Source organism: Streptomyces sp. NRRL S-495, assembly GCF_000966955.1.
In the GTDB taxonomy this organism is placed as follows: Bacteria; Actinomycetota; Actinomycetes; order Streptomycetales; family Streptomycetaceae; genus Kitasatospora; species Kitasatospora purpeofusca.
This window is the reverse complement of the sequence record NZ_JZWY01000036.1, coordinates 1-14,917: the sequence shown is the minus strand read 5'-3', so window position 1 is coordinate 14,917 and position 14,917 is coordinate 1. Positions and strand designations below refer to the sequence as shown.

The window sequence follows — 14,917 nt, the reverse complement described above, 5'->3', positions numbered from 1 at the left end:
CGCCCCAGTTTCCCGTTCCCGCTCCCCGAAAGGTTCCGACGTGAGCAGCTCGAACAGCACCCCGAGCAGCAGCCCGACCATGCCGAGCACCCTGATCACCGGGATCGGCACCCTGGTCACCAACGACCCCGCGCACGGGACCGGGCCGCTCGGCGCGCTCACCGACGCGGCGGTGGTGATCGACGGCGGCACCGTCGCCTGGGTCGGCCCGGCGGCCGGGGCCCCTGCCGCCGACGAGGTGTTCGACGCGGCGGGCCGCGCCCTGCTGCCCGGCTGGGTGGACTCGCACGCCCACCTGGTCTTCGCCGGTGACCGCACCGCCGAGTTCAACGCCCGGATGTCCGGGCAGTCCTACTCGGCCGGCGGCATCCGCACCACGGTGGCCGCCACCCGGGCCGCCGCCGACGCCGAGCTCGACGCCAACCTGGCCCGGCTGGTGCGGGAGGCGCTGCGCCAGGGCACCACGCTGGTCGAGTGCAAGTCCGGGTACGGGCTCACGGTGGAGGACGAGTCGCGGGCGCTGCGGATCGCCTCCTCGTACACGCCGGAGACCACCTACCTGGGTGCGCACGTGGTGGCCCCGGAGTTCGCGGACGACCCGGCGGGCTACGTCGAGCTGGTCACCGGCCCGATGCTGGACGCCTGCGCGCCGTACGCCCGCTGGGTGGACGTGTTCTGCGAGAAGGGCGCCTTCGACGGCGACCAGGCCCGGGCGATCCTCACCGCGGGGATCGAGCGCGGGCTGATCCCCCGGGTGCACGCCAACCAGCTCACCTACGGCCCGGGTGTGCAGCTGGCGGTGGAGCTGGGCGCGGCCTCGGCGGACCACTGCACCCACCTCACGGACGAGGACGTGGCCGCGCTGGCGGGCTCGTCGACGGTGGCGACGCTGCTGCCGGGGGCCGAGTTCTCCACCCGGGCGGTCTACCCGGACGCGCGCCGGCTGCTGGACGCGGGGGCGGTGGTGGCGCTGTCCACCGACTGCAACCCGGGCTCCAGCTTCACGAGTTCGATGGCGTTCTGCATCGCGGTGGCGGTGCGGGAGATGGGCATGACGCCGGACGAGGCGGTCTGGGCCGCGACGGCGGGCGGCGCGCGGGCGCTGCGGCGCACGGATGTCGGCACGGTGCGGGTGGGGGCCCGGGCGGACCTGCAGCTGCTGGACGCGCCCTCGCCGGTGCACCTGGCCTACCGGCCGGGTGTGCCGCTGACGGCGGCGGTCTGGCGGGCGGGCGTGCGCGAGGTCTGACGGGCCGGGAGGTTTGACGGGCCGGGAGGTCGGACGGCGCCGGGATGTCTGACGGCGCTTCGGGCGGTGTGCGGGGCCGGGAGGGTGTGCCTCTCCCGGCCCCGCCGTCGTGCTCAGCCGAGTCCCAGCGACCGCCGTAGGAAGTCGAGCTGGTGGTGCAGCAGGTGCTCGGCCACCCCGGGGTCGGCCGGGGAGTGGCCCGCGCCGGGGAGCGGCAGGAACTCGTGCGGGCGGCCGGCGGCGAGCAGGGCGGCCGAGAGCCGCAGACTGTGGGCGGGCAGCACGTTGTCGTCGGCGAGGCCGTGGATCAGCAGCAGCGGGCGGCGCAGCCCGGGGGCGTCGGGGAACAGCGAGGCGGCCTCGTAGCGCTCGGGGTGCTCGTCCGGGTGGCCGAGGAAGCGTTCCTTCCAGTGGGTGTCGTAGAGCCGGTGGTCGGTGGGGGCGGCCCCGGCGACGGCGGCGTGGAACACGTCGGGGCGGCGCAGGACGGCGAGCGCGGCGAGGAAGCCGCCGAAGGACCAGCCGCGGATGCCGACCCGGTCGAGGTCGAGCAGTCCGGGGCGGAGCGCGGCGGTGGTGTGCAGGGCGTCGACCTGGTCGGCGAGGACGGGGTCGGCGATGTCCGCGAAGACGCTCTTCTCCCAGCGCGGGCCGCGCCCGGGGGTGCCCCGGCCGTCGACGACCAGGACGGCGAAGCCCTGGTCGGCGAACCACTGGGAGGTCAGGTCCCACCAGTGCGGGGCGGCGGAGACCTTGGCCATGGCGGGGCCGCCGTAGGGGTCGAGCAGGACGGGCAGCGGGCCGTCGCCCGGGCGGTGGCCGGCGGGGAGGAAGAGCGCGGCGCGGAGTTCGCGCGGGCCGAGCCGGAGCAGTTCGGGGCGGGCGGTGAGGACGGGCGTCTGCGTGCGGGAGACGAGGGTCGCGGCGGGCCGGCCCGGTCGGTGGACGGTGGTGCGGCCGGTGGGCGCGCCGGGAGTGCGGGCGGTGTGGACGAGCGTGCCGGCGCGGCGCACGCCGGTGTGCGTGCCGGGCTCGTGGCTGAGCCGGACGGCGCCCGAGGCCGGGTCCCACGACCAGAGGTGGGTCTCGGTCGGTTCGTCGGAGGCGGTGAACAGCACCTGCTCGCCGTCGGTCCCGAGGACGGCGCGCAGCTGGAGGCCGGGCGGGGTGACGGGGGTGCCGTCGACGGTGAGGTGGCGGATGTCGCCGTGGTCGGCGGTGTCGACGAGGGAGCCGGCGGCGGTCCGGGCGGGCACGCCGGGGAGGAGTTCGACCCAGTGCTCGTCGCGGCGTTCGGCGAGGACGCGGGTGGCGCCGTCGGCGGGGTCGACCGCGAGGGTGAGCACGGTGCGCTGGTCGCGGCTCTGCACGGCGGCGTACGGGCCGTGGGCGTCCCAGCCGGCGGCGGTCAGGTACTCGAAGCCGGCCCGGTCCCAGCGGACCTCGGTGCGTCCGCCGTCGAGGTCGAGCAGCCAGAGGGTGACCTCGGCGTTGTCGGTGCCGGCCAGCGGGTAGCGGTGCGTGCGCGGCGGCCGGGCCGGGTCGGCGGGGTCGGCGTGGTGGAGGCGGCGCAGCGGGCGCTCGTCGACCCGGGCGACCAGCAGCCGGGTGCCGTCGGGGGACCACCAGTGGGCGCGGTGGCGGTGCATGGACTCGGCGGCGACGTGTTCGGGCAGGCCGTAGCGGACCTCTTGGTGCTCGGGTTCGGCGAGCGCGCGGTCGTCCCGGCCGTCGGCCCCGACGACCCGCAGGGCGCCGCCGCCGACGTAGGCGATCCGGCGGCCGGTGGGGTCGGGGCGGGGGTCGTGGACCTCGGTGGCGGTGGGCACCCGGCGGACCTCGCCGGTGGCGGTGTCGGCGAGCAGCAGGACGCCGGACAGGGCGAGGGCGGCGGTGCGGCCGGTGGCGTCGGTCGCGTACGCGGTGATGCCGCGGCCGAGGACGCGGGCGCGTTCGCGCCGGATCCGTTCGGCCTCGGGGAGTTCGCCGCCGGTGTCGCCGAGGGCGGCCGGGTCGGCGACCAGGCGTTCCTCGCCGGTGTCGGTGTCGAGGGCCCAGAGCCGTCCGGTCGGGTCGTCGCCGGCCTGGCTGCGCAGGAAGAGCACGGTGCGGCCGTCGGCGGTGACGGTGGGGGCGGCGGGCGCGCCGAGGGTGAGGCGTCCGGTGCGGGCGAGCTGGCGGGGGAGCGAATCGGTCGGCATGCCGGGCACCATAGGCAGATCCGTTCGGGTGCTGTCGAGAGGTGGCCGGGCCGGGGAAACGGCCGGGGCCGGTCGAGGGGGACGTCAGTGGACGTCGCCCATCAGCCGCACGACGTTGCGGCGGTACATGTACAGCGCCGCGCCGGCGAGGATCGCCATGCCGCCCTGGACCGCGAAGTACCAGGTGGAGCCGACCACGCTGTCGCCGAGGACGAGCTGGAAGATGGCGGCGACGCAGTCACCCGCGGTGACCGCGAGGAACCACACGCCCATCATCTGGCTGGCGTACTTGGTCGGCGCCAGCTTGGTGGTGACGGACAGGCCGACCGGGGAGAGGGTCAGCTCGCCGACGGTCTGGATCAGGTAGACCGAGGCCAGCCAGAGCGGCGTGACCTTGGTGTCGCCGGAGGCGGCGGCCATCGCCAGCATCATGACGATGAAGGAGGCGCCGATCATCAGCAGGCCGAAGGAGAACTTCGCGGTGGTGCTGGGGTTCTTGGAGCGGCGGGAGAGCGCCACCCAGATCCAGGCGAAGACCGGGGCCAGGGCCATGATGTACAGCGGGTTGAGCGACTGGAACCAGCTCGACGGGAAGTCGAAGCCGAACAGCGTGGACGCGGTGTTGTCCTGCGCGAAGATGTTCAGCGTCGAGCCGGACTGGTCGTAGATCATCCAGAACACGGCGGCGGCGACGAAGAACCAGATGTAGCCGCTCATCCGGGACTGCTCGGTCTCGTCGAGGTCCTTGTCGCGCTTCACCTTGGCGAAGACGAAGACCGGGATCGCGAGGCCCGCGATGGACAGCGGCCAGATCGCCCAGTTGATGGTGAAGTGGCCGGTCAGCGCGACGACCGCGTAGAAGACGACGGCGGCGGCGAGCCACAGCGCGGCCTTCTTGAAGATCGCGCTCTTCTCGGCGGCCGAGATCGGCGAGGTCACCACGTCGCTCTTGGCGCTCAGGTGGCGGGTGCCGAGCAGGAACTGGGCCAGGCCCAGGGCCATGCCGACGCCGGCCAGGGCGAAGCCAAGGTGCCAGTCGACCTCCTGGCCGACGGTGCCGATGACCAGCGGGGCGGCGAAGGCACCGAGGTTGATGCCCATGTAGAAGATGGTGAAGCCGCCGTCACGGCGCGGGTCGTTGGGCCCGTCGTAGAGGTGGCCGACCATCGTCGAGATGTTGGCCTTGAGCAGGCCCGAGCCGATCGCGATCAGCGCGAGGCCGGCGAAGAACGACACACCGACCGGCAGGGCCAGCAGGAAGTGGCCGATCATGATGATCGTGCCGCCGAGGGCGACGGTCTTCCGGGCGCCGAGGAAGCGGTCGGCGATCCAGCCGCCCGGGAGGGCCAGCAGGTAGACCATCGCCGTGTAGACGCTGTAGACGGCGCTCGCGACGGCCATCTTCATTCCGAGGCCGCCGTCGGTGACGGAGGCGGTCATGTAGAGCACCAGCAGGGCACGCATGCCGTAGTAGCTGAAGCGCTCCCACATCTCGCTCATGAAGAGGGTGGCGAGGCCCCGGGGGTGCCCGAGGAAGGTCTTGCCGCTGGGAGAGGCCGACTGAACGCCGGACTCCAGGGTCGTAGACGCCATGTGTAGTGGTTCCTTGCCTGACAGCGTCCGCCAAGGGGGGTGGAGGCGGACGTGGACGAAACCACTCTACGTGGCGATATTTGGCGGCATCAGCTGACAAAAGCCGTGTATCAGGTATGGAAATGGCAAAGTCCGCGAGAGATCAGTCCACGCTATCCATGGTAGAGCAGCAATTATTCCTTCGCTTTCAAGCCTGAGGAGCAGGATCTTCGCCGAACACGCGGCCTGGGCGTGTTGGTTGAGGCTCGACCACCCCCCGTATAACGATCACGCACTGTGAACTACCTCACGGCGGCAACGGCCGCACCCCGGCGGACTACCATCAGCCCATGACCTGTGTGCTGCTCGCCGAGGACGACCCCGCGATCTCCGAACCGCTCGCCCGGGCGCTGCGTCGCGAGGGGTACGAGGTGCTCGTCCGTGAGGACGGTCCCTCCGCGCTGGCCGCCGGGCTCGGCGAGGAGGTCGACCTCGTCGTCCTCGACCTGGGCCTGCCCGAGATGGACGGCCTGGAGGTGTGCCGCCGGCTGCGCGCGGACGGCCGCAGCTGCCCCGTCCTGGTGCTCACCGCCCGCGCGGACGAGGTCGACACGGTGGTCGGCCTGGACGCCGGCGCCGACGACTACGTCACCAAGCCGTTCCGGCTCGCCGAACTGCTCGCCCGGGTCCGGGCCCTGCTCCGGCGCGGCAACGTCGACCAGCTCACCACCGGCGCCCACGGCGTCAAGATCGACATCGAGTCGCACCGCGCCTGGCTGGGCGAGGAGGAGCTCACCCTCTCCGCCAAGGAGTTCGAGCTGCTCCGGGTGCTGGTCCGGGACGCCGGCCGGGTGGTCACCCGCGAGGAGATCATGCGGCAGGTCTGGGACACCACCTGGTGGACCTCCACCAAGACCCTCGACATGCACATCTCCTGGCTGCGCAAGAAGCTCGGCGACGATGCCGCCAACCCCCGCTACATCGCCACCGTGCGCGGGGTGGGCTTCCGGTTCGAGAAGAATTAGCCCGAGCGGACGCCCCGACCGGGGGCGCCCACCACCGTCGGGAGCGGCAGCGTGAAACGCCGAATGATCAACTCGCTGCTGGGCGTCGTCCTGGTGGTGGTCGTGGTGTTCTGCGTCCCGCTGGCGGTGGTGGAGAAGCGCACCATCGTCAGCTCCGCCCAGGACCGGGTGGACGCCGCCGCCGTCCGGGTGCTCGCCCTGGTGGAGAACCGGCTCGCCGCCAACGAGCCGGTCACCGGCGACAAGTTCGTCAACCAGGTCTCCGAGGGCCAGTACGTCGAGGTGGACATCCCCGGCCGGGCGACCGTCTCCAGCGGGCAGCGGCCCGACGGCGACCATGTGCTCAAGGCGGTCGAACGCGGCGCCAGCGGCGAGACCGTCATCGTCGAGCAGTCCCGCGAGGCGGTCGACCACGAGATCGCCAACATGCTGCTGCTGCTCGGCGTGGTCGCGCTGCTCGCCGTGCAGGCCGCCGTCGCCCTCGCCGTCTGGCAGGCCAAACGGCTCGCCCAGCCGCTCACCGACCTCGCCGAGACCGCCGAGCGGCTCGGCTCCGGCGACCCGCGCCCGCGCGACCGCCGCTACGGCGTGCCCGAACTCGACCGGGTCGCCGAGGTGCTCGACGTCAGCGCCGAACGGATCGCCCGGATGCTCACCGCCGAGCGCCGGCTCGCCGCCGATGCCTCGCACCAGCTGCGCACCCCGCTCACCGCGCTCTCCATGCGGCTGGAGGAGATCACCGCGCTGGCCGAGGACCCGGAGACGGTCAAGGAGGAGGCCACCATCGCCCTCCAGCAGGTCGAGCGGCTCACCGACGTCGTCCAGCGGCTGCTGACCACCCAGCGCGACCCGCGCAGCCCCACCGCCGTCGCCTTCGACGTCGACGACGTGGTCAAGCAGCAGATCGAGGAGTGGGGACCGTCGCTGCGCGGCACCGGGCGGGTGCTCCAGGTCGAGGGCCTGCGCGGGGTCACCGCCGTCGGCACCCCCGGCACGGTCGCCCAGGTGCTGGCCACCCTGATCGAGAACACGCTGATGCACGGCGCGGGGACGGTCACCCTGCGGGTCCGGCCGTCCGGGACGTCGGTGGTGGTCGAGGTGCAGGACGAGGGCCCCGGGGTCCCGCCCGAGCTGGGCAACCGGGTGTTCGAGCGCGCGGTCAGCGGCCGCAACTCGACCGGCATCGGGCTGGCCGTCGCCCGCGACCTCGCGGAGGCGGACGGCGGGCGGCTGGAGCTGCTCTCGCTGCGGCCGGCGGTGTTCGCGCTCTTCCTCGGCCGCAGCCGGCGCGAGGTGTAGTGCCCGGTCCGGCGGTCCGGTGCGGTCAGAACCGCTCGTCGCGGACCACGTCCAGGTCGGTGAAGCTGGGCGGCGCGTCGCAGAGCGCCACCATCTCGCGGTAGATCCGGTCGGTCTCCGGCAGGTTCGAGTTGCGCATGGCGTCCTCGTACGAGGCGAACTCGACGATCTCCACCACGTGCCGGGGGTCCGAGCGGTCGGTGCCGACCAGCGCGTGGTCGACGGTCCGGCGGCCCTCGGTCTTCTCGGCCCAGCGGTCCATCAGGCCGTTGAGCTCCTCGATCCGGTCGGTCCGGCATTCGATGATCTGGACGAAGGTCATGGCGAGCCTCCTGCGTCCCCCCGGGCCTCGATCGTTCGCCGGCCGTGCCCGCTCCCGGTCACCACTCTCCTCCTGCCGCGGCGGGGGCGGCAAGGCGGGAGGGGGGAGACCGCGGACCTACTCGGCCTTGGCGAGCCGGATCCGCTCGGTGGCCAGCACCAGTTCGGCCTGGGCGACCACAGCGGCGGCCCCGGCGGGGGCGGCGGTGGCCTCGGCGGTGGCGGGGCGGTCTCGGCGACCGGCTCCGGGACGGTCTTGAACACCCATGTCCGGTACGAGACGAAGCGGAACACGGTGCCCAGCCCGAGGCCGACCACCTTCGCGGCCAGCAGCTCGTAGGAGTCGAGCCCGAACGCGTACTTCGCGACACCGATCAGCCCGGTGTCGATCACCATGCCGATGCCGCTGAAGACCAGGAACAGCGTGATCTCGCGCTTGCGCGAGGCGGCGTCCCGGTCCCGGTACAGCCAGTAGCGGTAGCCCAGGTAGTTGGTGAAGATCGCGATCGAGGTGGCGGCGATGTTGGACCGCATCGAGGCGAGGTGCAGACCGTTGATGCAGGCCCAGAAGATGGCGAAGTTGACCACGACACCACTGAGGCCGACGATGCCGAACTTCATCGCCTCGCCCTTCATGCCGCGCAGCTTCTGCGCCAGCGAGGGGTTCGACGCCGTGGTCGTCGCCATACCGGGCTGCCTCCATGTGCCTGCGGACGAAAGGTCGCCGGGGCAGGTGCGCCGCGGTCCCCTTGAGCCCTGCGTGCACGCACATGATCGGATCGCGCGTATCAGGACCTGGCCGACCAGGCTACCCGGTTCCGCCGATCGGCTCAGCCCCCCGGGCACGGCCGGACGGAGCCCGGGAGTAGGACGCGGTAGCGGCGGGAGTGGTTCCACGGCCTCCGACCGGCCCGGATATCCTGGCGGGGTGACTTCCCCGGGCAACGCGAATTTTCCAGTGGTGGGCATGATCGGCGGCGGGCAGCTTGCCCGCATGGCACACCAGGCGGGCATCCCGCTCGGAGTCCGGTTCAAGCTCCTCGCCGACACTCCCCAGGACTCGGCCGCGCAGGTCGTCTCCGACGTCGTCCTCGGCGACTACCGCGACCTCGACACCCTGCGCCGCTTCGCGGCCGGCTGCGACGTGATCACCTTCGACCACGAGCACGTGCCGACCGAGCACCTGCGGGCCCTGCAGGCCGACGGCATCGCCGTCCGGCCCGGGCCCGACGCGCTGGTCAACGCCCAGGACAAGGGCGTGATGCGGGCCAAGCTCGACTCCATCGGCGTCCCCTGCCCCCGGCACCGGATCGTCGCCGACCCGGCCGATGTGACCGCGTTCGCGAACGAGGGCGCCGGCTACCCGGTGGTCCTGAAGACCGTCCGCGGCGGCTACGACGGCAAGGGCGTCTGGGTGGTCGGCGACGAGGAGGCGGCCGCGGCGCCGTTCCTGGCCGGCGTCCCGGTGCTCGCCGAGGAGAAGGTCGACTTCGTCCGCGAGCTGGCCGCCAACGTGGTCCGCTCGCCCAGCGGCCAGGCGGTCGCCTACCCGGTGGTGGAGAGCGTCCAGGAGAACGGCGTCTGCGCCGAGGTCACCGCCCCCGCGCCCGACCTCGACCCCGCGCTGTCCGACGAGGCCCAGCAGCTGGCCCTGCGGATCGCCGGCGAGCTGGACATCACCGGCCACCTCGCGGTCGAGCTGTTCCAGACCCGGGACGGCCGGATCCTGGTCAACGAGCTGGCCATGCGCCCGCACAACTCCGGGCACTGGAGCCAGGACGGCGCGGTCACCTCGCAGTTCGAGAACCACCTGCGGGCCGTGCTCGACCTGCCGCTCGGCGACCCCCGGCCGCGCGCCAAGTGGACCGTGATGGTCAACGTCCTCGGCGGCGACTACCCGGACATGTACCACGCCTTCCTGCACTGCATGGCCCGCGACCCGGGCCTGCGCATCCACATGTACGGCAAGGACGTGAAGCCCGGCCGCAAGGTCGGCCACGTCAACGTCTTCGGGGACGACCTCGACGACGTCCGTGAGCGCGCCCGCCACGCGGCCGCCTACCTGCGAGGAACGATCACCGAATGACGGCCCCCACCACCTCCCCCCTCGTCGGCATCGTCATGGGCTCGGACTCCGACTGGCCCGTGATGGAGGCCGCCGCCCAGGCGCTCGACGAGTTCGAGATCCCCTACGAGGTCGACGTCGTCTCCGCGCACCGGATGCCGCGCGAGATGGTCGCGTACGGCGAGAGCGCCCACAAGCGCGGCCTGAAGGCGATCATCGCGGGCGCCGGCGGCGCCGCCCACCTGCCGGGCATGCTCGCCTCGGTCACCCCGCTGCCGGTGATCGGCGTGCCGGTGCCGCTGCGCTACCTGGACGGCATGGACAGCCTGCTGTCGATCGTGCAGATGCCGGCCGGCGTCCCGGTGGCCACCGTCTCGGTCGCGGGCGCGCGCAACGCGGGCCTGCTCGCGGTGCGGATGCTGGCCGCCTTCGACGCGGACCTCACCGAGCGGATGACCGAGTTCCAGGCCGAGCTGAACAGCCAGGCCACCGAGAAGGGCAAGAAGCTCCGGGCCAAGGTGGCGGGTTCCGCCTCGTTCGGCTTCGGAAAGTAGTCATAAAAGCAGTCTGGTCGGATACAACAGCTCGTATGACCTCTGAGCTGCTGGATTCCACGCCCGCCGCCCTGCTGGAGCGCGCCCGGGCCGTCCTTCGCACCGCCCCCGTGGTGGACGGCCACAACGACCTCCCGTGGGCGATGCGCGAGCAGGTCGGCTACGACCTCGACGCGCTCGACCTGGCCGCCGACCAGAGCGCCCGGCTGCACACCGACCTCGTCCGCCTCACCGCGGGCGGGGTCGGCGCGCAGTTCTGGTCCGTCTATGTGCCCAGCCGGCTCGCCGGGGACCACGCCGTCAGCGCCACCCTCGAACAGATCGACTTCGTGCACGCCCTGGTCGACCGCTTCCCCGAGCGGCTGCGGCTCGCGCTCACCGCCGACGACCTGGAGGCCGCCCGCGCCGAGGGCCGGATCGCCTCCCTGATCGGCGCCGAGGGCGGCCACTCGATCGACTGCTCGCTCGCCACCCTGCGCGCCCTGTACGCGCTCGGCGTCCGCTACATGACGCTCACCCACAACGACAACACCCCGTGGGCCGACTCCGCCACCGACAAGCCCGCCGCCGGCGGCCTCACCGCCTTCGGCGAGGAGGTCGTCCGGGAGATGAACCGGCTCGGCATGCTGGTCGACCTCTCGCACGTCTCCGCCGACACCATGCGCGACGCCCTGCGGGTCAGCGAGGCCCCGGTGCTGTTCTCGCACTCCTCGTCCCGCGCGGTCTGCGCCCACCCGCGCAACGTCCCGGACGACGTGCTCGCCCGCCTCGCCGACAACGGCGGCGTCGCGATGGCCACCTTCGTGCCCAAGTTCATCCTGCCCGCCGCGATCGAGTGGACCGCCGCCGCCGACGAGAACATGCGCGCCCACGGCTTCGACCACCTCGACACCACCCCCGCCGGGATGGCCTGCCAGCGCGCCTACGAGGAGGCGAACCCGCGTCCGGTCGCCACCGTCACCACCGTCGCCGACCACCTCGACCACATGCGCGAGGTCGCCGGCGTCGACCACATCGGCATCGGCGGCGACTTCGACGGCACCGCCTTCCTCCCGGACGGCCTCGACGACGTCGCCGGCTATCCCAACCTGATCGCCGAACTGCTGCGCCGCGGCTGGTCGGAGGCCGACCTCTCCAAGCTCACCTGGCACAACGCGGTGCGCGTCCTGCGCGACGCCGAGACCGCCGCCGCCCGCCTCCGCGAGGGGGGCCGGGCCCCGTCCATCGCCACCCTCGCCCGCCTGGACGGCTGACCTCCCGGCGCCCGGCGGGGCGGTCCGACCGCTCCGCCGGTCCCCGGCGGGCTCAGCCCAGCCGCGGGAACTCGATCGCGGGGCACTTGTCCATCACCATCTCCAGCCCGGCGGCGGTGGTCCGGGCGTACGCCGCCTCGTCCACCACACCGAGCTGGAACCAGACCGCCTTCGCCCCCACGGCCACCGCCTGGTCCGCGACCTCCCCGGCCAGCGCGCTGTTCACGAACACGTCCACCACGTCGACCTCGAACGGGATGTCCGCGAGGGAGGCGTACCCCGGCTCGCCGAGCACCGTCTCGGCCTTCGGGTGGACCGGCACGATCCGCTTGCCGTGCTCCTGGAGGAACCGGGCCACGCCGTAGGCGGCCCGCGCGGTGTTGCTGGACAGGCCGACCACCGCCCAGGTGTCACCCCGGCCGGTGAGGATGGAACGGACCGTCGCTTCGTCGCCGTAGTTCGTCATGCCCGGGGCAACGAAGGCCGGCGGCCGGGGATTCCCGTCAGCTCGGGCGGCCGAGCGCGCGGTAGGTCCAGCCGGCGGCGCGCCAGGCGTCGGCGTCCAGGACGTTGCGGCCGTCGAGCAGACGGCGCTCCGCCACGACCGCGCCCAGCTCGGCCGGGTCGAGCGCGCGGAACTCCTGCCACTCGGTGAGGTGCAGGACGACGTGGGCGCCCTCGGCGGCCTCCAACGCGGAGTCGGCGTAGGCCAGTCCGGGGAACATCTTGCGCGCGTTGTCCATCGCCTTGGGGTCGTAGACGGTGACCTGCGCGCCCTGGAGCTGGATCTGCGCGGCCACGTTGAGCGCGGGCGAGTCGCGGATGTCGTCCGAGTTGGGCTTGAACGCGGCGCCGAGGACGGCGATCCGCCGGCCCAGGAAGCCGCCGGCGCACTGCTCGCGCGCCAGCTCGACCATCCGGGAGCGGCGGCGCATGTTGATCGAGTCGACCTCGCGGAGGAAGGTCAGCGCCTGGTCGGCGCCCAGTTCGCCGGCCCGCGCCATGAACGCCCGGATGTCCTTGGGCAGGCAGCCGCCGCCGAAGCCCAGGCCGGAGTTGAGGAACTTGCCGCCGATCCGGTCGTCCAGTGCGAGCGCCGCGCTCAGCTGGGTGACGTCCGCGCCGGCCGCCTCGCAGACCTCGGCCATCGCGTTGATGAAGGAGATCTTGGTGGCCAGGAAGGAGTTGGCGGCGGTCTTCACCAGCTCGGCGGTCGCGTAGTCGGTGACCAGGAACGGCACCCCGGCGGCGATCGGCTCGGCGTACACCTCGCGCAGCAGTTCCTCGGCCCGCCCGCCGCGGGCGCCGATCACGATCCGGTCCGGGCGCAGGGTGTCCTGGACGGCGAAGCCCTCGCGCAGGAACTCCGGGTTCCAGGCGAGTTCGGCGCCCTCGCCGACGGGGGCCAGCGCGGCCAGCCGCTCGGCCAGCCGGCCCGCCGAGCCGACCGGCACCGTGGACTTGCCGACCACCAGCACCGGGCGGGTCAGATGCGGGGCGAGCGAGTCGATCGCGGCGTCCACGTACGACATGTCGGCCGCGAACTCGCCCTTGCGCTGCGGGGTGTTGACACAGACGAAGTGCACGTCGCCGAACTCGGCGGCCTCCTGCGCGGAGGTCGTGAAGCGCAGCCGACCGGTCGAACCCTCGTGCCCCGCCACATGCTTGAGCAGCAGCTCGGACAGGCCCGGCTCGTACATCGGGACCTGGCCGGCGGTGAGGGTGGCGATCTTCTCCGGGTCGATGTCCAGACCCAGCACCTCGAAGCCGAACTCCGCCATGGCGGCGGCGTGGGTGGCGCCGAGATAGCCGGTACCGATCACGGAGATGCGGAGGGTCACGGTTTCCCCTTCGGGCGGGCGACGGGTGAGGGTGGACGCGGTCCCACCGGGCCGCGCCCACCGATGCTATCCGGCCGTGGGGAAAGCGCCCAGACCGTCCCGGTTCCGGCCGTTGTCCCGAAAGCTCCCCGCGCGGGCCGGGGCGGCGGCACAATACGCACATGGAGCCGGAGGACGAGCAGTCTGGCGAACCCGTGCAGCGGCCGGTGCCGTCCGGCCTGAGCCTCTTCGAGCCGGCGCCCGGCGGGTCCGGTGCCGCGTCCGGTGCCGCGTCCCGTGCCGTGGACGACCCGGTGGACGGTGCGGAGGACGGCGGGGAGGAGCAGCCGCCGGACCGCGAGCCGCCGGCCCGCCGCCGCCGGACCCGCCGGGTGCTGCTCTGGACCCTCTCCGCCCTGCTCGCCCTCGCCGTCGGCGGCTGCGGCGCCCTCTGGTGGACCGCCGAGCACTACGCCTCCTCCGTGCACCGGATCCCGGACGCCTTCCCGACCGCGCCGGAGTCCGCCCAGCCGAAGCCCGTCCCGGGCAGCGGCCTCAACCTGCTGCTGGTCGGCCTGGACGCCCGCTCCGACACCCCCACCACCGGCAGCGCGGCCAAGGCCCCGGCCTGGCAGGCCGGGGCGGCCCGCAGCGACACCATGATGCTGCTCCACCTCTCCGACGACCGGAGCTCGGCGACCCTGGTCTCGCTGCCCCGGGACACCTGGGTGCCGGTCCCGGGGCACGGCGAGGCCAAGCTCAACGCCGCCTACTCCTGGGGCGGTCCGGCCCTGATGACCGAGACCGTGCAGAACCTCACCGGCATCCGGATCGACCACCTCGCCGTGATCGACTGGAACGGCTTCCGCGCCCTCACCGACGCCGTCGGCGGAGTGGACATCACCGTTCCGCGCACCATCGAGGGCGTCGGCGAGGCCCGCGCCTGGGAGGCCGGCACCCACCACATGGACGGCGCCACGGCGCTGCTCTACGTCCGCGAGCGCTACGGGCTGCCCGGCGGCGACCTCGACCGGACCAAGCGCCAGCAGAACTTCCTGCGCGCGCTGATGCTCAAGGTGATGGACTCCGGCACGCTCACCAGCCCGTCGCGGCTGGGCGGACTGCTGGGCACCGTCGGCGAGGTGGTCAGCGTGGACGACCGGCTGTCCAACACCGACCTGTTCCAGCTCGCCTGGGGCCTGCGCTCGCTGCGCGCCGACGGCGTCCGTTTCCTGAACGCGCCGTTCGGCGGGTTCGCCACCCGGGGCGAGCAGAGCGTGGTGCTGCTGGCGGACCGCCCGGCGGCGCAGCTGTGGGAGGCGATCCGCAACGACCGGACGGACCAGTACTTCCAGGAGCACCGGACCGGCGACATCCTCGGCACGGACGTCGACTGACCCGAAGACATGTCCTAGGCAGTCGCAGGTCGGCGCCCTAGGATCTCTACCCGACGGTAACCAGCAGGTTCCACGGCGGGTACGACTCTTCGAAGAGGCAGGCATCATGGCGGGCGGCGCAGGCGCGGCGGACTTCGATCTCTTCCGGATCTCCGAGGAGC

Annotated in this window: 12 protein-coding genes and 1 pseudogene; 7 read left to right on the top strand and 6 right to left on the bottom strand. The window is 73.0% G+C overall.

Annotation, left to right across the window (positions count from 1 at the left end; translation table 11 throughout):
* Nucleotides 1-79 precede the first annotated feature (79 nt).
* Complete coding sequence (hutI, locus tag VR45_RS02950; protein ID WP_045938116.1) at nt 80-1,249, top strand: imidazolonepropionase; 1,170 nt, start codon at nt 80-82, stop codon at nt 1,247-1,249.
* 113 nt (nt 1,250-1,362) lie between these two features.
* On the opposite strand, the gene VR45_RS02945 is transcribed toward hutI, so the two are convergent.
* Together VR45_RS02945 and VR45_RS02940 are read right to left on the bottom strand one after the other, a co-directional pair.
* Nucleotides 1,363-3,450, bottom strand: a complete 2,088-nt coding sequence (locus VR45_RS02945) for a prolyl oligopeptidase family serine peptidase (protein ID WP_107084087.1) — start codon at nt 3,448-3,450, stop codon at nt 1,363-1,365.
* A gap of 84 nt (nt 3,451-3,534) precedes the next feature.
* Nucleotides 3,535-5,043 carry an oligopeptide:H+ symporter gene (locus tag VR45_RS02940; protein WP_045938085.1) on the bottom strand — a complete coding sequence of 503 codons (1,509 nt, stop codon included), beginning with the start codon at nt 5,041-5,043 and terminating at the stop codon, nt 3,535-3,537.
* Nucleotides 5,044-5,372: 329 nt separating this feature from the next.
* Here VR45_RS02940 and VR45_RS02935 point away from each other — a divergent pair, with 329 nt between their 5' ends.
* Both VR45_RS02935 and VR45_RS02930 read left to right on the top strand, forming a co-directional pair.
* On the top strand, nt 5,373-6,047 hold the full coding sequence (locus VR45_RS02935; protein WP_030300686.1) for a response regulator transcription factor: 675 nt from the start codon (nt 5,373-5,375) through the stop codon (nt 6,045-6,047).
* 51 nt (nt 6,048-6,098) lie between these two features.
* Entirely contained in the window at nt 6,099-7,346 is a 1,248-nt protein-coding gene (locus tag VR45_RS02930; protein WP_045938084.1) for an ATP-binding protein, read from the top strand.
* Nucleotides 7,347-7,377: 31 nt separating this feature from the next.
* Here VR45_RS02930 and VR45_RS02925 read toward each other — a convergent pair.
* Both VR45_RS02925 and VR45_RS02920 read right to left on the bottom strand, forming a co-directional pair.
* Nucleotides 7,378-7,668: pseudogene (locus VR45_RS02925) on the bottom strand (ester cyclase); the annotation flags it as partial.
* Nucleotides 7,665-8,354: a GtrA family protein gene (locus VR45_RS02920; RefSeq protein WP_052708810.1), complete on the bottom strand. Its 690-nt coding sequence runs from the start codon at nt 8,352-8,354 to the stop codon at nt 7,665-7,667. The gene VR45_RS02920 and the pseudogene VR45_RS02925, both read right to left, overlap by 4 nt.
* Nucleotides 8,355-8,634: 280 nt before the next feature.
* Here VR45_RS02920 and VR45_RS02915 point away from each other — a divergent pair, with 280 nt between their 5' ends.
* The 3 genes from VR45_RS02915 to VR45_RS02905 are packed head-to-tail and all read left to right on the top strand — an operon-like array spanning nt 8,635 to nt 11,539.
* Entirely contained in the window at nt 8,635-9,753 is a 1,119-nt protein-coding gene (locus tag VR45_RS02915) for a 5-(carboxyamino)imidazole ribonucleotide synthase (RefSeq protein WP_043469520.1), read from the top strand.
* Nucleotides 9,750-10,286 carry a 5-(carboxyamino)imidazole ribonucleotide mutase gene (gene purE / locus VR45_RS02910; RefSeq protein WP_045938083.1) on the top strand — a complete coding sequence of 179 codons (537 nt, stop codon included), beginning with the start codon at nt 9,750-9,752 and terminating at the stop codon, nt 10,284-10,286. Before VR45_RS02915 ends, purE begins: the two co-directional genes overlap by 4 nt.
* Before the next feature lie 35 nt (nt 10,287-10,321).
* On the top strand, nt 10,322-11,539 hold the full coding sequence (locus tag VR45_RS02905; RefSeq protein WP_045938082.1) for a dipeptidase: 1,218 nt from the start codon (nt 10,322-10,324) through the stop codon (nt 11,537-11,539).
* A gap of 52 nt (nt 11,540-11,591) precedes the next feature.
* Here VR45_RS02905 and VR45_RS02900 read toward each other — a convergent pair whose 3' ends face one another.
* A complete protein-coding gene (locus VR45_RS02900) occupies nt 11,592-12,005 on the bottom strand; it encodes a CoA-binding protein (RefSeq protein WP_045938081.1) in 414 nt (137 codons plus the stop codon).
* Between the two features lie 37 nt (nt 12,006-12,042).
* Entirely contained in the window at nt 12,043-13,380 is a 1,338-nt protein-coding gene (locus tag VR45_RS02895; protein WP_030393457.1) for a UDP-glucose/GDP-mannose dehydrogenase family protein, read from the bottom strand.
* A gap of 161 nt (nt 13,381-13,541) precedes the next feature.
* On the opposite strand from VR45_RS02895, the gene VR45_RS02890 reads away from it, so the two are divergent.
* Entirely contained in the window at nt 13,542-14,756 is a 1,215-nt protein-coding gene (locus VR45_RS02890) for an LCP family protein (RefSeq protein WP_078896186.1), read from the top strand.
* Nucleotides 14,757-14,917: the final 161 nt, after the last annotated feature.